This is a genomic window from Streptomyces sp. NP-1717, from assembly GCF_022695985.1.
Taxonomy (GTDB): domain Bacteria; phylum Actinomycetota; class Actinomycetes; order Streptomycetales; family Streptomycetaceae; genus Streptomyces.
Genome location: NZ_JAAPBF010000061.1, coordinates 1 through 17,445, shown reverse-complemented (window position 1 = coordinate 17,445; position 17,445 = coordinate 1). Strand labels below are relative to the sequence as shown.

Genomic DNA, 17,445 nt, shown 5'->3' with positions numbered 1-17,445 from the left:
ATCACTCGTGGCCTGCACCTGAAGCAGAGGGCTCAGCCATTCTGCCGCACCCGTGCCCGTATCCACCGTTCGATGGACATAAGGAGGTGCGGAGAGGCCCCGGGCACTCGGTGGTGTCCGGGGCCTCTCCGTCGTCCCGTGTGGTCAGGCGAGCTTCGCCGTGAGGTCGGCCACCAGTGCGTCGAGCGGTACGGGCTTCTGCTCGCCGCTCTCCATGTCCTTGACCTGGGCGACGCCCTCGGCGAGATCACGCTCACCGGCGACGATCGTGAACCGCGCGCCCGAGCGGTTGGCGTTCTTCATGGCGCCCTTGAGTCCCTTGCCGCCGTAGGCGAAGTCGGCCGCGACCCCGGCCCGGCGCAGCTCGGTGACCACGCCGAACAGCAGCCGGCGTGCCTCCTCGCCGAGCGGCACCGCGAACACGCTGGTGGCGGGCGGGAGTTGGAGGGTGATGCCCTCGGCCTCCAGCGCCAGCACCGTACGGTCCACACCGAGCGCCCAGCCGACGGACGGCAGCGCGGGGCCGCCGATCATCTCCGAGAGCCCGTCGTAGCGCCCGCCGCCGCCGACCGCGGACTGCGCGCCGAGGCCGTCGTGGACGAACTCGAAGGTCGTGCGGGTGTAGTAGTCCAGGCCCCGTACGAGCCGTTCGTCGTCCTCGTACGCGACACCCGCCGCGGTCAGCAGATCGCGCACCTGCGCGTGGTACGCCCGGCACGCCTCGCAGAGGTAGTCGCGCAGCTTCGGGGCGCCGGTGAGCTGCCGCCGGACGTCGGGGCGCTTGTCGTCGAGGACCCGCAGGGGGTTGATCTCGATGCGCCGGCGGGTGTCGTCGTCCAGGTCGAGGTCGCGCAGGAACGTCTGGAGCGCCTCCCGGTAGACGGGGCGGCACTCCTTGTCGCCCAGGGAGTTCAGCAGGATGCGGAAGCCGCGCAGCCCGAGTGAGCGGTAGGCCTGGTCGGCGAGGATGATGAGCTCGGCGTCGAGCGCCGGGTCCTCGGCGCCGATGGCCTCCGCGCCGACCTGCGAGAAGTGGCGGTAGCGGCCCTTCTGCGGGCGCTCGTAGCGGTAGTACGAGCCCGAGTACCAGAGCTTGACGGGGAGGTTGCCCGCCTTGTGCAGGTTCGCCTCCAGCGCCGCGCGCAGTACGGAGGCCGTGCCCTCGGGGCGCAGCGCCAGCTCGGAGCCGCCCTTGGTGGTGAGGGTGTACATCTCCTTGGTGACGATGTCGGTGGACTCGCCGACACCGCGCGCGAAGAGTTCGACGTCCTCGAAGCCGGGCGTCTCGATGTAGCCGTAACCGGAGTTCTTCAGCGGTGCGGAGATCGCCTCGCGCACCGCGAGGAACACGGCGGAGTCCGGCGGAAGCAGGTCGTAGGTGCCCTTGGGGGCCTGAAAGGTGTTCATGGGGTTCGCTGCGTCACATTCCTCGTCGCGGAGCGGCGCTCTCGCCGCTTCCGTAGCCGGCGGCCACCTCGCGCAGATACGGGTTGGTGGCTCGCTCCCGGCCGATGGTCGTCTGGGGGCCGTGGCCGGACAGCACCACGGTCGAATCGTCGAGCGGCAGGCACACACGGCCCAGCGATTCGAGCATCTCGGCCGGGTCGCCGCCGGGCAGGTCCGTGCGTCCGACGGAGCCGGCGAACAGCAGGTCGCCCGAGAAGAGGACGGACGGGATGTCCGCGGCCTCGGGCACCCTGAAGGTCACCGACCCCTTCGTATGGCCGGGCGCGTGCGCGACGCCGAGGCGCAGGCCCGCCAGCTCCAGCTCCGCGCCGTCACCCAGTTCCTTGACGTCGTCGGGCTCCCCCACGGTCAGCTCGCCCATGAGCGGCATCCCGATGGAGCGGCCGAGGGCCTTCTCGGGGTCGCTCATCATGTACCGGTCCGACGGGTGGATCCACGCGGGCACGCCATGGGCGCCGCACACGGGGACGACCGACGCGACATGGTCGATGTGGCCGTGGGTGAGGATGACGGCCACGGGCTTGAGGCGGTGTTTGGCGATCGTCTCGGCGACGCCCTCGGTGGCCTGGTGGCCGGGGTCGATGATCACGCACTCCTCGCCCGCAGCGGGGGCGACCAGATAACAGTTGGTCCCCCAGGCCCCGGCCGGGAACCCGGCAATAAGCACGATCGTCCTAAATGTCGTCCGTCGGGAGATTGCAGCAGATCAGAGCCTACCGGCGCTCCTCATTACACAGGTAACCCATATACCGTACGGGGCTAGTCAGGCGTTCATGGGACGTGGTTCCGAGCACCGCCCTCAGCACCGCCTCGGCACCACGCCCGACAGGGCCCACGAAGACACGAGGAGACGACCCGGTGGTCAACAGCGAGCAGCGCCGGCGCCAGCTTGCCAGGGAGAAGTTCGAGCGGCAGCAGCAGCGCCGGGCGGAGAGTCGCAACAAGGCCCGGCGCCGTAACGCGGTCATCGCCGCGGCGCTGGCCGTCGTGGTGGCGGCGGGCGGCGGCGCGTACGCCATCGCGGGTCTGACGGACGACGGCGGCAAGAAGGACACCGCGGCGGACAACCCGTCGGCGCCGCCGTCGCCGAGCGAGAGCAAGCCCGCCGGGCCGAAGATGACGATCGACGCCAAGGCCGAGTACACGATGTCGCTCAAGACCAACCAGGGCGACATCGGTATCAAGATGGACGCGGCGAAGACGCCCGAGACGGTGAACTCCTTCAAGTCGCTCGCCGACAAGAAGTTCTTCGACGGCACCAAGTGCCACCGCCTGACCACGGAGAACATCTTCGTGCTCCAGTGCGGCGACCCCAAGGGCGACGGCACGGGCGGTCCCGGCTACACGATCGCGGACGAGAACCTGGACGCCCTCGGCAAGCCCGCCGCGGACGGCGCGGTGACCTACCCCGCGGGGGCCGTGGCGATGGCGAATACCGGCCAGCCGAACAGTGGTGGCAGCCAGTTCTTCCTCGTGTGGAAGGACACCAAGCTCCCTCCCTCGTACACCCCGTTCGGGACGATGGACGCCGACGGTCTGAAGACCGTGAAGGCCGTCGCGGCGGGCGGTGTCACCGGTGACAACAAGGGTGACGGTGCGCCGAAGAAGACCGTCACGATCGAGAAGGGCACCGTCGACAAGACATGAGCGCAGGTGACCGGTGGCGCGGCCCATGGCTCGGCGCCTCGGAGCGCCCCGCTGCCGGACCCCGCGAATTTCGGCCGTGCGGAGTGCGGACAGCCGGGCCGCCGGTCACCTAGATTGGCGTTGTGCGGCGCGCGGATCGGCTTCGGCGGATCGGCTTTCGCGTCGCGGAAGGCGGGCGAGGCCCGTCCAGGAAACTGTGGACGATGCCCGGGGGGCACCCCTCGCAGGCATCAGGTGGAGGAGGCGCTGTGAGCAGCGACCCGTGGGGCCGTGTCGACGAGACAGGCACCGTGTACGTGCGCACGGCCGAGGGCGAGCAGGTCGTCGGATCGTGGCAGGCAGGCTCTCCCGAGGAGGCACTGGCCTACTTCGAGCGCAAGTACGAGGGCCTGGTGGTCGAGATCGGCCTTCTCGAACGGCGGGTGAAGACCACCGATCTCTCGGCCAAGGACGCGCAGTCCGCCATCGATCATCTGCGGACGCAGGTGGACGAGCATCACGCGGTCGGGGATCTGGCCGCGCTGCGTACACGTCTCGACGGGCTCGTCGCCACGGTCGAGGCGCGCCGTGAGGAGCGCAAGGTCCAGAAGGCCAAGCAGACGGACGCCGCGCGTGAGTCGAAGCAGGCTCTGGTCGCGGAGGCCGAGGAACTGGCGGCGAGCGACCAGTGGCGGTCCGCGGGTGAGCGGCTGCGCGCGCTGGTGGACACCTGGAAGAGCCTGCCGCGGCTCGACCGGAAGTCCGACGACGAGCTGTGGCACCGCTTCTCGCACGCGCGCTCGGCGTTCTCCAAGCGGCGCAAGGCGCACTTCGCCTCGCTGGACGCGCAGCGCGAGGAGGCCCGTAAGGCCAAGGAGAAGCTGGTCACCGAGGCGGAGTCGCTGTCGGGCTCCACGGACTGGGGCGGGACGGCGGCCCGGTACCGCGAGCTGATGACGGAGTGGAAGGCCGCGGGCCGCGCGCAGCGCGAGGCCGAGGACGACCTGTGGAACCGCTTCCGGGGTGCCCAGGACGTCTTCTTCGCCGCCCGCGGTGAGGTCTTCGCCGAGCGGGACGCGGAGCAGACGGAGAATCTGAAGCTCAAGGAGGAGCTGGCGACCGAGGCGGAGCGGCTGCTCCCCGTGACGGACCTGAAGGCGGCCCGCGCCGCGTTCCGGGCCCTCAACGAACGCTGGGAGGCGGTCGGGCATGTGCCGCGCGACGCCAGGCCCCGTGTCGAGGGCCGGATGCAGACCGTCGAGCGGGCGCTCCAGGAGTCCGAGGAGAACGAGTGGCGCCGTACGAACCCGGAGGCGCGTGCGCGTGCCGCGGGTCTGACGGGCCAGCTCCAGGCGGCCGTCGACAAGCTGCGCACGCAGATCGACACGGCGCGTGCCTCGGGCAACAACGCCAGGGCGGACAAGCTCGCGAAGGAGCTCGAAGGCCGGCAGGCCCTGCTCGACCAGGCGCTGAAGGGTCTTCAGGAGTTCGGCGGCTGACGCCACGCGTACGACGGAGCGGCCCGGCGGTGTTCCCACCGCCGGGCCGCTCCGTCGTCGGGTGTCCTACGGCCTGCGCGCGGAGGTGACCCGGTAGACGTCGTAGACGCCCTCCACGCCCCGTACCGCCTTCAGTACGTGCCCCAGGTGCTTCGGGTCGCCCATCTCGAAGGTGAAGCGCGAGGTGGCGACGCGGTCGCGGGACGTCTGGACGGCCGCCGAGAGAATGTTGACGTGCTGGTCGGACAGGACGCGCGTGACGTCGGAGAGCAGCCGGGAGCGGTCCAGGGCCTCGACCTGGATGGCGACGAGGAAGACCGACGACTGGGTGGGCGCCCACTCGACTTCGAGGATCCGTTCGGGCTGCTGCGACAGGGAGTCGACGTTGACGCAGTCCGCGCGGTGTACGGAGACACCGCTGCCTCGCGTGACGAAGCCGATGATCGGATCGCCCGGGACCGGCGTGCAGCAGCGGGCGAGCTTCACCCACACGTCCTCGACGCCCTTGACGACCACTCCGGGGTCGCTGCTGGAGCGGCGCTTGGAGCGTCCGCGCGAGGGTGGGGCGCTCTCGGCGATGTCCTCGTTGGCGGCCTCCTCGCCGCCGAGGGCCTGCACGAGTTTCTGTACGACGCCCTGCGCGGCGACATGGCCCTCGCCGATCGCCGCGTACAGGGACGAGATGTCGGGGTAGCGCATCTCGTGCGCGAGCGTGACGAGCGAGTCGCCGGTGAGGATCCGCTGGATCGGCAGGTTCTGCTTGCGCATCGCCTTGGCGATGGCGTCCTTGCCGTGCTCGATCGCCTCGTCGCGGCGTTCCTTGGAGAACCACGCGCGGATCTTGTTCCTGGCCCGGGGTGACTTGACGAAGCCCAGCCAGTCCCTGGAGGGTCCGGCGCCCGACGCCTTGGAGGTGAAGACCTCCACCAGGTCGCCGTTGTCGAGGGTCGATTCGAGGGGGACGAGCCGCCCGTTGACCCGCGCCCCTATGGTGCGGTGGCCGACCTCCGTATGGACGGCGTAGGCGAAGTCGACGGGGGTGGCCCCGGCCGGCAGCGCTATGACGTCGCCCTTGGGCGTGAAGACGAAGACCTCGTTGCGCGACAGGTCGAAACGCAGGGACTCCAGGAACTCGCTGGGGTCCTCGGTCTCCTTCTGCCAGTCGAGCAGCTGGCGCAGCCACGCCATGTCGTTGACGGTGTCCTGGCCCGCGCCCTTGCCGGCGTTCTTGGGTACGTCGGTGCGGACCTTGGACGCCCCGGCGACGGCCTCCTGCTTGTACTTCCAGTGCGCGGCGATGCCGTACTCGGCGCGGCGGTGCATGTCGAACGTACGGATCTGGAGCTCGACGGGCTTGCCGCTGGGTCCGATGACCGTCGTGTGCAGCGACTGGTACATGTTGAACTTGGGCATCGCGATGTAGTCCTTGAACCGCCCCGGTACCGGATTCCACCGGGCGTGGACGGTGCCGAGCGCCGCGTAGCAGTCGCGGACGGTGTCGACGAGGACCCTGATTCCCACCAGGTCGTAGATCTCGGCGAAGTCCCGGCCCCGCACGATCATCTTCTGGTAGACGCTGTAGTAGTGCTTGGGCCTGCCGGTGACGGTCGCCTTGATGCGGGCGGCGCGCAGATCGGACTGGACCTCGTCGGTCACTATGGCCAGGTACTCGTCGCGCTTGGGCGCCCGCTCGGCGACGAGCCGGACGATCTCGTCGTACATCTTGGGGTAGAGGATCGCGAAGGCGAGGTCCTCCAGCTCCCACTTGATGGTGTTCATGCCCAGGCGATGGGCGAGCGGGGCGTAGATCTCCAGCGTCTCGCGGGCCTTCTTCTCCTGCTTCTCCCGCTTGAGGTAGCGCATGGTGCGCATGTTGTGGAGCCGGTCGGCGAGCTTGATGACCAGGACGCGCGGGTCCTTGGCCATGGCGACGACCATCTTGCGTACGGTCTCGGCCTGGGCGGCCTCGCCGAACTTGACCTTGTCGAGCTTGGTCACGCCGTCGACCAGGAGGGCGACCTGGTCGCCGAAGTCCTTGCGGAGCGTGTCCAGGCCGTACTCGGTGTCCTCGACGGTGTCGTGCAGCAGCCCCGCCATCAGTGTGGCCGGGTCCATCCCCAGTTCGGCGAGGATCGTCGTCACGGCGAGGGGGTGGGTGATGTACGGGTCGCCGCTCTTGCGCTTCTGGCCGCGGTGCCAGCGCTCGGCGACCTGGTAGGCGCGTTCGATCTGGCGCAGTACGGCGGTCTCGATCTTGGGGTCGTTGCTGCGTACGGTGCGCAGCAGCGGTTCGAGGACCGGGTTGTACGGCGACGAGCGCTGGACTCCGAGACGGGCCAGCCGGGCGCGTACCCGGTTGGAGGACCCGCCGGAGCGCGAGGGGGCGGCCGAGGCGGGCTTGGGGGCGGTGACGGGGACCGGGAGCCGGTTCTTCGCGGCAGAGGAGCCGGGTGCGGGCGCCGGGGCGGGCGCCGGTGCCGGTCCGGTCGCCGGGTCCCGAGGCTCGGACGCGCTCCGCGCCGGCTCGGATCCGTTGCGTCCGGATCCGGTGCGCCGGGAGCCGTTGCGTTCGGCAGGCGTCCGCGCAGCCCCTCCCGCCCCGTCCGCCGGTTTCTGCGGCGTGGCAGGCGCCGCGGTGGCCTGGTCTGCGTGCGGATCGGGCTGGGCGGCGGCGAGTGGCTGGGCCTCGTCTGGCAAGAGCGCTCCTCGTGCGTTTCCGGGTCCCCCGGTCAGGTCCGGAACGGCCATGGTATCGACCCCGTCGCGCCGGTGCTCACGAGACCGGTGCTCGCGCGGGCGCGCACACGCCCTTCCGCTCCCCCGCCTGGCTCGTCGGAGCACCTGCCGGGGGGTCGCGAAACCATTCCGGGCCGACGAGAAGAGAACGCGGACGCTCCGGGCGGAATTCCCGGAGCGTCCGCTTATGCCGTATTTCGTCACGGCGATATCTCGTCACCCGTGACAGGGCGGGGTCAGACCTCGATCAGTGCCTCCAGCGGAGCGCCGAGCAGATGCGGCTCCAGCCGGCCCCTGCCGCCCAGGAAACCCAGCTCCAGCAGGACGGCCACGGCCACCACCTCGGCGCCGGCCCGGCGCACGAGCTCGATCGAGGCCCCGGCCGTGCCGCCGGTGGCGAGCACGTCGTCGATGACGATGACGCGGTCGCCCTCCTGGAGGTCCTCGGCGTGGACCTCGATCTCGGCGCTGCCGTACTCCAGGTCGTATGCCTGCGACAGCGTCGCACCGGGCAGCTTCCCCACCTTGCGGACGGGGATGAAGCCGATACCGGCCCGTACCGCGACCGGCGCGGCCAGGATGAAGCCGCGCGCCTCCAGGCCGACGATCTTCGTGGCGCCGTGCCGCACCGACAGCTCCACGAGCGCGTCGGTCAGCACCGTGAACGCCTTCGGATCCGCGAGCAGCGGCGTGATGTCCTTGAACGTCACGCCCGGCTTCGGATAGTCGAGCACGTCACGGATCCTGCTGAGGAGCAGTTCCCTCGTGCTGTCGTCGGTCATCGACGCTTCCCCGACGGACGGCCGCGGCCACGGCCGCCGTGACCGCGGGGACCCGCGACGACGGCGGCGGGCGGGATGTCCCGCTCCGAGGGCTCACCGTCCTCCGGCTCCGCACCCCTCGGCTCGTCCGGGCTCTCGTCCGAGAAGTCGGGCGCCTCGCCCTTGGCCGCGGCGGCCTTGCGCTTGGCGAGGACCCGCTTCTTCAGCGCCCTGATCGACGGCTCGCGCTCCTTGAGGTCGGCGACCAGCGGAGTGGCGATGAAGATCGACGAGTACGCGCCGGCGGCGAGGCCGACGAACAGCGACAGCGAGATGTCGTTCAGCATGCCGGCGCCGAGGACACCGCCACCGATGAACAGCAGACCGGCGACCGGCAGCAGCGCGACCACGGTGGTGTTGATGGAACGCACCAGGGTCGAGTTGATGCTGCGGTTGGCGACCTCGCTGTAGGTGAAGCGCGTCTGCTTGGTGATGTCCTTCGACCCCTCCTTGAGGCTGTCGAAGACCACCACCGTGTCGTAGAGGGAGTAACCGAGAATGGTCAGCAGACCGATCACCGTACCCGGGGTGACCTCGAAGCCGACCAGGGCGTACACACCGACCGTGATCGTGAGGTCGTGGATCAGGGCGATCAGCGCGGCGACCGCCATGCGCCACTCGAAGGCGATCGCGAGATAGATCACCACCAGGATCATGAAGATCCCGAGACCCATCCACGCCTTGTTGGCGATCTGCTTGCCCCAGCTCGGACCGACCAGGTCGGCGTTGATCTTCTCCTGGGGGATGTTCAGGTCCTTGGAGAGCTGGGCCTGGACCTTGTCGGCCTGTGCCGTGTTCAGCTCGGTGACCTGGATGCGCAGTCCGCCGTTGCCGAGCTTCTGGACGATCGCGTCGTGGCCGGAGGCCTCTTCCGCGTGGTCCTGCGCCGCCGCCACGGAGATGCTCGTCTTCGGGGTGTTGAAGACGGCACCGCCCTTGAACTCGATGCCCATGTTGAGCCCGCGCACCGCGAGGCCCGCGATGGCCGCGATGGTGATGAGGATCGAGATCGCGTACCAGAACTTGCGCTTCCCGACGAAGTCGTAACCGACTTCGCCGCGGTAGAGCCGGGCGCCGAGATCGCCGAGTCGAGACATCTCACGCCTCCTTCGGGTCGATGGGGGCGCTGAGACGGCGGGGGCTGCGACGCAACGGTGGTTTGGCCCCGAGGCGCTTCGGGTCGAGACCGGACCACGAACCACCGCCCGAGAAGAACTTCGTGCGGGCGAGCAGCGTCATTATCGGCTTCGTGAAGAAGAACACGACGACGACGTCGAGCAGCGTGGTCAGGCCGAGCGTGAACGCGAAGCCCTGGACCTTGCCGACGGTGACGGTGAACAGCACGGCCGCGGCGAGGAACGACACGAAGTCGGAGACCAGGATCGTGCGCCGGGCCCTCGGCCAGGCGCGTTCGACGGCGGGCCGGAGCGTACGGCCCTCTCTGATCTCGTCACGGATGCGTTCGAAGTACACGATGAACGAGTCCGCCGTGATACCGATCGCAACGATCGCACCACACACCGCGGGGAGGTTGAGGGCGAAGCCGATACCCGGTCCGAGCAGGGTCATGATCGCGTACGTCATGACCGCCGAGGCCAGGAGGCTGACGATGGCGATGAGCGCGAGACCCCGGTAGTAGAGCACCAGGTAGATGATCACCAGGGCGAGACCGATGGCGCCGGCGATCAGACCGGCCTCCAGCTGCTCACCGCCGAGCGCGGCGGTGACCGTGGTGACGGTCTCCTCCTGGAAGGTGAGCGGGAGGGCGCCGTACGACAGGATGTTGCCCAGGTCCTGCGCGGACTCCTGGGTGAAGTTGCCGGAGATCTCGGCGTTGGCGCTCAGCGTCTGGCGCACCGAGGGCGCCGAGACGACCTCACCGTCGAGGACGATGGCGAACTGGTTCTGCGGGGCCTGCTGCTGCGAGAGCTTGCTGGTGATCGACTGGAACTTCTTCGAGCCACCGCCCGTGAAGTCCATCTGGACGATCCACTGGCCGGTCTGCTGGTTGATGGTGGCGTTGGCGTCGTCGACGTCCTTGCCGCCCACCTCGGCGGGGCCGAGGATGTACTTCTCCCAGACTCCGTCGTTCTCACCGCAGGCGAGCGTCGGCTCACCCGGCTTCGCGTTGTCCCCGAGGGCGCCCCTGGCCTTCTCGTTCGTGCAGTCGAGCGCGACGAAATCGGCCTGGAGCTTCTCGGTCGCGGGGTCGGCCGGCGGCGTCGCGGGCTCGCTGGCCGACGGGCTGCCGGAGGGGTCGGGCTTCCCGGAGCCGGACGGCGTGGGCGTCGCGTCGGCCTTCAGGTCCTCCGTCAGGGCTCGGCCCTGGGTCGTCTCGGAGGCGCTGGGAGCCTCGGCCGCCGGCGGGTCCGCCGACTCCTTGTCCGGCTTGTCGCCGTCCTTGTCGCCGCCCGAGGGGCTGGGGCTCTTCGACGAATCGGCGCTCGGGGCCGGGCTGGCGTCCGGCGGCGGCTGCTGCGCGGCGGGGTCACCCGGGCCGAGGGTCAGGACCGGCCGGAAGTACAGCTGGGCGGTGGTGCCGACCTGCTCACGAGCCTGCTGGGAGTTCGTGCCCTTGGGGATGTTGACAATGATGTTGTCGGATCCCTGGGTCTGAACCTCGGCCTCCTGAACGCCGAGACCATTCACACGACGCTCGATGATGCCGACCGCGGTGTTCATGTTGGTCTCGTTGACCGCGTTCGCCTGGCCGGGCGAGCTCTTGGCCTTGAGCGTGATGGTCGTACCACCGGCGAGGTCGATGCCGAGGCGCGGCGTGAGCTCGCCGGCCCCGAACATCCCTCCGACGAGGGCGATCATCGCGATCAGGAACAGAATCAGGGTGCGCCCCGGCTTTCCCGGGGCCCCCGTCTGCCTTCGGCCCTTCTGAGGTGCTGCCACCTTTTCGTTTCTCCCTGTCCAACCGCCCCACGCCGGGTGAGCGACGGAGCGGCAACGAAGTGTTGTGGGGACCTGCTCACGCGAATGTCGGCATGCTCCGGGAGCCGCGGTGCGCCCGGGGGCGCACCGCGGTACCGGGTGTGACTACTTCGCGCCGCTCTCGCCGTCGGCCTTGCCGTCCTTGGCGGACTCGGCCTTCTCGGCGTCCGCGTCGGCCTTGGGCGCCTCGACGTCGTCGGCCGGGGCGGCAGCGTCGTCCTTCTTGCCCAGGTCGAGCTTGGGAGCGTCGTCGTCCTCGGTCAGCGAGGAGGCGTCGTCGGGGACGACGGGAGCGTCGTCCTCCAGCTCCTCCTCGTCGCCGTGCACGATGCGGTTGTACTCCGCGTCGGTGAGGACCGCGCCGATGGAGTTCTTCGCGTACACGGCGTGGACGGCCGGGGCGACCTCAAGGAGGACCGTGTCGTCGTGAACTTCCTTGACGGTGGCGTACATGCCCCCGATCGTCCGGACACCGGTGCCGGGCTGCATCTCGTCGCGCATCTGCGCGGCGGCCTGCTGCTTCTTCTTGGCGGACCGGGTCATCAGGAACATGGCCCCGATGAGCACGATGAAGGGGAGGAGGGTCACGATACTCACGGGAGGGAACTTCCTTCGCACGACCGCGCTGTCGGGCGGCCTCGTATACGGGGGTGGGTAGCCGACCGTTACGGGCGGCATCGGCGGAGTCTAAGCGAGTCCGCATCAATGGAACAACGCCCGGCATGGCAGCGGGGTTCCTGCCTGGGCGAGTGACCGCTCGCTCACGCCCCGAACAGCCCCGGTTGTCCGCTTGCGCCCGGCGCCGGCCGGGGCGGTGTGAGCCCGAGGTGCGCCCATGCGGCGGGGGTCGCCACCCGGCCGCGCGGTGTACGGGCGAGCAGCCCCTCCCGTACGAGGAAGGGCTCGGCGACCTCCTCGACCGTCTCGCGCTCCTCACCCACCGCGACGGCGAGGGTCGACAGTCCGACCGGTCCTCCGCCGAACAGTTTGAGCAGGGCTTGGAGGACGGCGCGGTCCAGGCGGTCGAGGCCCCTTTCGTCGACCTCGTACACCCGAAGGGCTACCGCGGCGATGTCACGGTTGATCCAGCCCTCGGCCTTGACCTGTGCGTAGTCGCGGACCCGGCGCAGCAGCCGGTTGGCGATCCGGGGCGTGCCCCGTGAGCGGCCGGCGATCTCGGCCGCCCCGTCCGTGTCGATCTCCAGGTCGAGCAGGTGTGCGGAGCGGTGGATCACCCGTTCCAGCTCGGCGGGCTCGTAGAACTCCATCTGCGCGGTGAAACCGAAGCGGTCGCGCAGCGGGGGCGGCAGCAGCCCGGCCCTGGTGGTGGCGCCCACAAGGGTGAACGGCGGCAGCTCCAGCGGGATGGCGGTGGCGCCGGGGCCCTTGCCGACGATGACGTCGACGCGGAAGTCCTCCATGGCCATGTAGAGCATCTCCTCGGCGGGCCGGGACATCCGGTGGATCTCGTCGAGGAAGAGGACCTCGCCCTCCTGGAGGGAGGAGAGGATCGCGGCGAGGTCGCCCGCGTGCTGGATGGCGGGGCCCGAGGTGATGCGGATGGGGGCGCCCATCTCGGCGGCGATGATCATGGAGAGGGTGGTCTTGCCGAGGCCGGGGGCGCCGGAGAGCAGGACGTGGTCGGCGGTGGCGCCCCGGGCGAGAGCCGCCTTCAGGACGAGGTCGAGCTGTTCCCGTACGCGCTCCTGCCCGACGAACTCGTCCAGCGACTTGGGCCGCAGCGCCGCCTCGACCGCCTGGTCCTCGCCGTCGGCCGACGCGGCGACCAGCCGGTCCGACCCGTCGGCCGGGTCGGGTCCGCCGGTCGGGTCCGCCGGGGGGCCGCCTCCCGGCGTCCCGCTGCGGCTGTCGTCCCAGTTCACTGTGGATCACCTCGTGGAATCGGGACGTCCGTGGACGGTCCCGTGGAGTGCGGCCGGCGCGGGCCGGCCGGCGTGGCGGGGGGCGGCGTGTCCGGGTCAGCGTGTCCGGTTGAGCGACTGGAGCGCGGCGCGCAGGAGTCGCGGTACGGCGGGGGCCTCGCCCGCCTCGATCGCGGCCTCCGCCTGGGGCGCGACCAGCGCGACGGCCTCGTCGGCCTCCCTCGTCGCGTACCCGAGACCGATCAGCGCCGAGTGGAGCTGATCGCTCCAGGACGCGGGTGCGGGCGCGGCGCCCTGTCTGCCGATGTGTGTACCGAGAGGTTCGCCGAGGCGGTCCTTCAGCTCCAGCAGCAGCTTCTGGGCGCCCTTCTTGCCGATGCCGGGGACGGCGGTCAGCGTCTTCTCGTCACCCGTGGCGACGGCGGCGCGCAGCGTGTCGGGGGCGTGCACCGCGAGCATCGCCTGCGCCAGCCGCGGGCCGACACCGCTCGCGGTTTGGAGCAGCTCGAAGGTCTGGCGCTCGTCGTCGTCGGCGAAGCCGTACAGCGTGAGCGAGTCCTCCCGGACGACCAGCGAGGTGGCGATCCTGGCCTCCTCGCCGGTCCGCAGCCCGGCGAGGGTGGCCGGCGTGCACTGGACCAGCATGCCGACACCGCCGACCTCGATCACCGCGGTGGTCGGGGCGAGCGCGGCCACCGGGCCGCTGACGAAGGCGATCATCGGGGGACCTTCCGTACGGGTACGTTGCCGGAGGAGCGGGGCGACCTGGCCGCGGCGTGCGCCTGCTGGAGGCGGTTGACCGCGGGGGCGCGCCAGATGTGACAGATGGCCAGGGCGAGGGCGTCGGCCGCGTCTGCCGGTTTCGGCGGGGCGTCCAGGCGCAGCAGCCGGGTCACCATGGCGCCGACCTGCGCCTTGTCGGCGCGTCCGCTGCCCGTGACGGCGGCCTTGACCTCACTGGGTGTGTGCAGGGCGACGGGGATGCCGCGGCGTGCGGCGCAGAGCATGGCGACGGCGCTGGCCTGGGCCGTCCCCATCACCGTACGGACGTTGTGCTGGCTGAACACCCGCTCCACGGCGACCAGTTCGGGCCGGTGCTCGTCAAGCCACGCTTCCACGCCCCGCTCGATGCCGACCAGGCGCGATCCGAGGTCCGCGTCGGCGGACGTACGCACCACTCCGACGCCGAGCATCGTCAGCGGGCGCCCCGCGACGCCTTCGACGACGCCGACACCGCACCGCGTCAGTCCGGGATCCACGCCCAGTACCCGCATCGCGCCCCTCCCCCTCGCACTCTCGGTCCCGCTCGATCACACGTTCTGCCGGTGTGTCAGAACCCCTGATCAGCACAGTATCGGTCGGCACCGACAACGCGGCGGGCCGACGGGAGGTGTGTCCCCGTCGGCCCGCCGTGTGAAGCCTCGCCGGCGCCGGCGACCGCGCGCCGCCGGTGTCCGCGGGTCAGGCGTCGACCTTCTCCATGACGTCGTCCGAGACGTCGAAGTTGGCGAAGACGTTCTGCACGTCGTCGCTGTCCTCCAGCGCGTCGATCAGCTTGAAGATCTTCCGTGCGCCGTCCTCGTCGAGCTCGACCTGCATGGTCGGGACGAAGTTGGTGTCGGCCGAGTCGTAGTCGATGCCGGCCTGCTGGAGCGCCGTGCGGACCTCGACCAGGTCGGTGGCCTCGCTGAGCACCTCGAAGGACTCACCGAGGTCGTTGACCTCCTCGGCGCCCGCGTCGAGGACGGCGCCCAGGACGTCGTCCTCGCCCAGCTCGCCCTTGGGGACGATCACGACACCCTTGCGGTGGAACAGGTACGACACGGAGCCGGGGTCGGCCATCGAGCCGCCGTTGCGGGTCATCGCGACGCGGACGTCGGACGCGGCGCGGTTGCGGTTGTCGGTGAGGCACTCGATGAGGACGGCGACACCGTTGGGTCCGTAGCCCTCGTACATGATCGTCTCGTAGTCGGCGCCACCGGCCTCCAGGCCGGCGCCGCGCTTGACGGCCGAGTCGATGTTCTTGTTCGGCACCGAGCTCTTCTTCGCCTTCTGGATGGCGTCGAAAAGGGTCGGATTACCGTCGACGTCGGCGCCGCCGGTGCGCGCGGCGACCTCGATGTTCTTGATCAGCTTCGCGAAGAGCTTGCCGCGCTTGGCGTCGATCACGGCCTTCTTGTGCTTCGTCGTAGCCCATTTAGAGTGGCCGGACATCTGCCTGTCTCCTTCGCGTAACCAATCCTGCTCCGTTCGGCAGAGATCCTACCGGGATCCCCTCACCCCGCGGAGCGCACCATCTCGGTGAAGAAGCCGTGCAGCCGGTGGTCGCCGGTGAGTTCGGGGTGGAAGGCGGTGGCGAGGGCGCCGCCCTGCCGTACGGCGACGACATGCCCGCCGTGCTCGGCGAGCACCTCCACCCCGGCGCCCACGGACTCGACCCACGGCGCCCGGATGAAGACCCCGTCGACCGGTCCCACACCCGCGACGTCGACCGCCGCCTCGAAGGACTCGTTCTGCCGCCCGAAGGCGTTCCTGCGGACGATCATGTCGATCCCGCCGACCGTCTCCTGACCCGAGCGCGGGTCGAGGATCTTCTCGGCGAGCAGGATCATGCCGGCGCAGGTGCCGTAGACCGGCATCCCGGCGCGTACGCGCTCGCGCAGCGGCTCCAGCATCCCGAAGAGGACGGCCAGTTTGGACATGGTCGTGGACTCGCCGCCGGGGATCACCAGGCCGTCGACGGCGGCCAGTTCGTCCGGCCGCCGTACGGTCGTGGGCACCGCGCCGGCCGCCGCCAGGGCGGCCAGATGCTCCCTTACGTCGCCCTGGAGGGCCAGGACGCCGATCAGCGGGCCGCGCGCGGCGCCCTGGTCACCAGCCACGGTTCGCGTAGTGCTCGGACTCGGGCAGGGTGTCGATGTTGATGCCGACCATGGCCTCGCCGAGGTTGCGCGAGGCGTCCGCGACGATCTTGGGGTCGTCGTAGAAGGTGGTGGCCTTGACGATGGCGGCGGCGCGCTTGGCGGGGTCGCCGGACTTGAAGATGCCGGAGCCGACGAAGACGCCCTCGGCGCCGAGCTGGCGCATCAGCGCGGCGTCCGCCGGGGTGGCCACACCGCCCGCGGAGAACAGCACGACGGGCAGCTTGCCCAGTGCGGCGACCTCCTTGACGATCTCGTACGGGGCGCGCAGCTCCTTCGCGGCCGCGTACAGCTCGTTGTCGTCGTAGCCGCGGAGCCTGGCGATCTCGTTCTTGATCTGGCGCAGGTGGCGGACGGCCTCGACGACGTTGCCGGTACCGGCCTCGCCCTTGGAGCGGATCATGGCCGCACCCTCGGCGATACGGCGCAGGGCCTCGCCCAGGTTGGTGGCGCCGCAGACGAACGGCGTGGTGAAGGCCCACTTGTCCGCGTGGTTGACCTCGTCGGCCGGGGTCAGCACCTCGGACTCGTCGATGTAGTCGACGCCGAGCGACTGGAGTACCTGGGCCTCGACGAAGTGGCCGATGCGGGACTTGGCCATCACCGGGATCGAGACGGCCTCGATGATGCCGTCGATCATGTCGGGGTCGGACATCCGCGCGACGCCACCGTCCTTACGGATGTCGGCGGGAACGCGCTCCAGCGCCATCACGGCGACCGCGCCGGCGTCCTCGGCGATCTTCGCCTGCTCGGGCGTGACGACATCCATGATCACGCCGCCCTTGAGCTGCTCGGCCATGCCGCGCTTCACGCGCGCGGTGCCGGTCTCGGGGGTCTGGCCGGGGGTGGGAAGCGTGCTGGACACGGGAGGACCTCACTGGGGAACGGGAAGGGAGCGGTTCGACGTGGTGAGCAAACCTCTCCGGACCAGTCCACAGCAAGGGCCAATGGGAGGCCGGTGGATCGTTCTCGGCCTCCGGCCTGCGGGGCGGCGCGCTACTGGGGGCGGTCGGCGAGGGCGACCGGCGGCTCGTCGTCCATCTCGAAGGCGAGCGGGAACGGCGCGTGGCCGGCGAGGCGGAACCAGCGGACGGTGCGGTGCCGTCGCAGGGCGCGCGCCGCGCGTACGGAGTCGTTGTGGAAGCGCCGGGCCATGGGAACGCGGCGCACGGCGGCGGCCAGCTCGGTCGCGGCCTCCTCTCCGCCGGGGGCCTCGCGTACGGCCTCGACCTGCGCGACCTCCCCGAACACGGCCCGCAGCGCCTCGCTCAGCTCGCTCTCGGCGACCTCGCGGTGCTCCTCCTCTGCCTGGCGCGCGGCGTGCGCGCCCTGGTAGAGCACGATCGAGGCCGCGGGATCGAGGACACCGGCGGTGGCCAGTTCCTGGGCGACCGAGGCGCGGCGCAGCAGTTGGGCGTCGAGGGAGGCGCGTGCGGCGTCGATCCGTGAGTGGAGGCGGTCGAGGCGGCCGGCGGTCCAGCTGAGGTAGAGGCCGATCGCCAACAGCCCGGCGAAGATCCAGATCAGGGTTTCGGTCACGCACGGCAGGCTA

At 70.4% G+C, this 17,445-nt stretch carries 16 protein-coding genes; 2 read left to right on the top strand and 14 right to left on the bottom strand.

Annotation, left to right across the window (positions count from 1 at the left end; genetic code table 11):
* Window positions 1-144: 144 nt before the first annotated feature.
* Both hisS and GXP76_RS15515 read right to left on the bottom strand, forming a co-directional pair.
* The gene (hisS, locus tag GXP76_RS15520) at window positions 145-1,407 is read right to left on the bottom strand and encodes a histidine--tRNA ligase (protein WP_242572095.1); all 1,263 of its coding nucleotides are present in this window, start codon (window positions 1,405-1,407) and stop codon (window positions 145-147) included.
* A gap of 13 nt (window positions 1,408-1,420) precedes the next feature.
* On the bottom strand, window positions 1,421-2,134 hold the full coding sequence (locus GXP76_RS15515) for an MBL fold metallo-hydrolase (RefSeq protein ID WP_242572094.1): 714 nt from the start codon (window positions 2,132-2,134) through the stop codon (window positions 1,421-1,423).
* A 191-nt stretch (window positions 2,135-2,325) separates the two neighbouring features.
* Between GXP76_RS15515 and GXP76_RS15510 the strand changes: the two genes are divergently transcribed.
* Window positions 2,326-3,114, top strand: coding sequence for a peptidylprolyl isomerase (locus GXP76_RS15510; RefSeq protein ID WP_242572093.1), 789 nt, complete (start codon window positions 2,326-2,328; stop codon window positions 3,112-3,114).
* 248 nt (window positions 3,115-3,362) lie between these two features.
* A complete protein-coding gene (locus tag GXP76_RS15505) occupies window positions 3,363-4,592 on the top strand; it encodes a DUF349 domain-containing protein (protein ID WP_242572092.1) in 1,230 nt (409 codons plus the stop codon).
* 66 nt (window positions 4,593-4,658) lie between these two features.
* Here GXP76_RS15505 and GXP76_RS15500 read toward each other — a convergent pair whose 3' ends face one another.
* The 12 genes from GXP76_RS15500 to GXP76_RS15445 form a co-directional block, all read right to left on the bottom strand.
* Complete coding sequence (locus tag GXP76_RS15500) at window positions 4,659-7,289, bottom strand: bifunctional (p)ppGpp synthetase/guanosine-3',5'-bis(diphosphate) 3'-pyrophosphohydrolase (RefSeq protein ID WP_242572091.1); 2,631 nt, start codon at window positions 7,287-7,289, stop codon at window positions 4,659-4,661.
* 275 nt (window positions 7,290-7,564) lie between these two features.
* Entirely contained in the window at window positions 7,565-8,110 is a 546-nt protein-coding gene (locus GXP76_RS15495) for an adenine phosphoribosyltransferase (RefSeq protein WP_242572090.1), read from the bottom strand.
* Window positions 8,107-9,246, bottom strand: a complete 1,140-nt coding sequence (gene secF, locus GXP76_RS15490) for a protein translocase subunit SecF (protein ID WP_242572089.1) — start codon at window positions 9,244-9,246, stop codon at window positions 8,107-8,109. Before secF ends, GXP76_RS15495 begins: the two co-directional genes overlap by 4 nt.
* A gap of 1 nt (window position 9,247) precedes the next feature.
* Window positions 9,248-11,050, bottom strand: a complete 1,803-nt coding sequence (gene secD, locus GXP76_RS15485) for a protein translocase subunit SecD (protein WP_242572088.1) — start codon at window positions 11,048-11,050, stop codon at window positions 9,248-9,250.
* 144 nt (window positions 11,051-11,194) lie between these two features.
* On the bottom strand, window positions 11,195-11,686 hold the full coding sequence (yajC, locus tag GXP76_RS15480; protein WP_078078305.1) for a preprotein translocase subunit YajC: 492 nt from the start codon (window positions 11,684-11,686) through the stop codon (window positions 11,195-11,197).
* A 164-nt stretch (window positions 11,687-11,850) separates the two neighbouring features.
* Window positions 11,851-12,972, bottom strand: coding sequence for a Holliday junction branch migration DNA helicase RuvB (gene ruvB, locus GXP76_RS15475; RefSeq protein ID WP_374361158.1), 1,122 nt, complete (start codon window positions 12,970-12,972; stop codon window positions 11,851-11,853).
* Window positions 12,973-13,068: 96 nt separating this feature from the next.
* Entirely contained in the window at window positions 13,069-13,692 is a 624-nt protein-coding gene (ruvA, locus tag GXP76_RS15470; RefSeq protein WP_242572087.1) for a Holliday junction branch migration protein RuvA, read from the bottom strand.
* The gene (gene ruvC / locus GXP76_RS15465) at window positions 13,689-14,246 is read right to left on the bottom strand and encodes a crossover junction endodeoxyribonuclease RuvC (RefSeq protein ID WP_242572086.1); all 558 of its coding nucleotides are present in this window, start codon (window positions 14,244-14,246) and stop codon (window positions 13,689-13,691) included. The genes ruvA and ruvC overlap by 4 nt, the downstream gene beginning before the upstream one ends.
* A 187-nt stretch (window positions 14,247-14,433) precedes the next feature.
* Window positions 14,434-15,186, bottom strand: a complete 753-nt coding sequence (locus tag GXP76_RS15460; RefSeq protein ID WP_164249023.1) for a YebC/PmpR family DNA-binding transcriptional regulator — start codon at window positions 15,184-15,186, stop codon at window positions 14,434-14,436.
* Between the two features lie 62 nt (window positions 15,187-15,248).
* Window positions 15,249-15,854 carry a pyridoxal 5'-phosphate synthase glutaminase subunit PdxT gene (gene pdxT / locus GXP76_RS15455; protein ID WP_308354141.1) on the bottom strand — a complete coding sequence of 202 codons (606 nt, stop codon included), beginning with the start codon at window positions 15,852-15,854 and terminating at the stop codon, window positions 15,249-15,251.
* Window positions 15,844-16,692: a pyridoxal 5'-phosphate synthase lyase subunit PdxS gene (gene pdxS, locus GXP76_RS15450; RefSeq protein ID WP_242572110.1), complete on the bottom strand. Its 849-nt coding sequence runs from the start codon at window positions 16,690-16,692 to the stop codon at window positions 15,844-15,846. Before pdxS ends, pdxT begins: the two co-directional genes overlap by 11 nt.
* A 197-nt stretch (window positions 16,693-16,889) precedes the next feature.
* Window positions 16,890-17,432: a hypothetical protein gene (locus GXP76_RS15445; RefSeq protein WP_242572085.1), complete on the bottom strand. Its 543-nt coding sequence runs from the start codon at window positions 17,430-17,432 to the stop codon at window positions 16,890-16,892.
* Window positions 17,433-17,445: the final 13 nt, after the last annotated feature.

Excerpts from the sequence above, each read along its gene's own strand:
- GXP76_RS15460 (WP_164249023.1), bottom strand. The coding sequence starts at position 15,186 with ATGTCCGGCCACTCTAAATGGGCTACGACGAAGCACAAGAAGGCCGTG.
- hisS (WP_242572095.1), bottom strand. The coding sequence starts at position 1,407 with ATGAACACCTTTCAGGCCCCCAAGGGCACCTACGACCTGCTTCCGCCG.
- pdxS (WP_242572110.1), bottom strand. The coding sequence starts at position 16,692 with ATGGCCGAGCAGCTCAAGGGCGGCGTGATCATGGATGTCGTCACGCCC.
- ruvA (WP_242572087.1), bottom strand. The coding sequence starts at position 13,692 with ATGATCGCCTTCGTCAGCGGCCCGGTGGCCGCGCTCGCCCCGACCACC.
- secF (WP_242572089.1), bottom strand. The coding sequence starts at position 9,246 with ATGTCTCGACTCGGCGATCTCGGCGCCCGGCTCTACCGCGGCGAAGTC.
- GXP76_RS15495 (WP_242572090.1), bottom strand. The coding sequence starts at position 8,110 with ATGACCGACGACAGCACGAGGGAACTGCTCCTCAGCAGGATCCGTGAC.
- ruvC (WP_242572086.1), bottom strand. The coding sequence starts at position 14,246 with ATGCGGGTACTGGGCGTGGATCCCGGACTGACGCGGTGCGGTGTCGGC.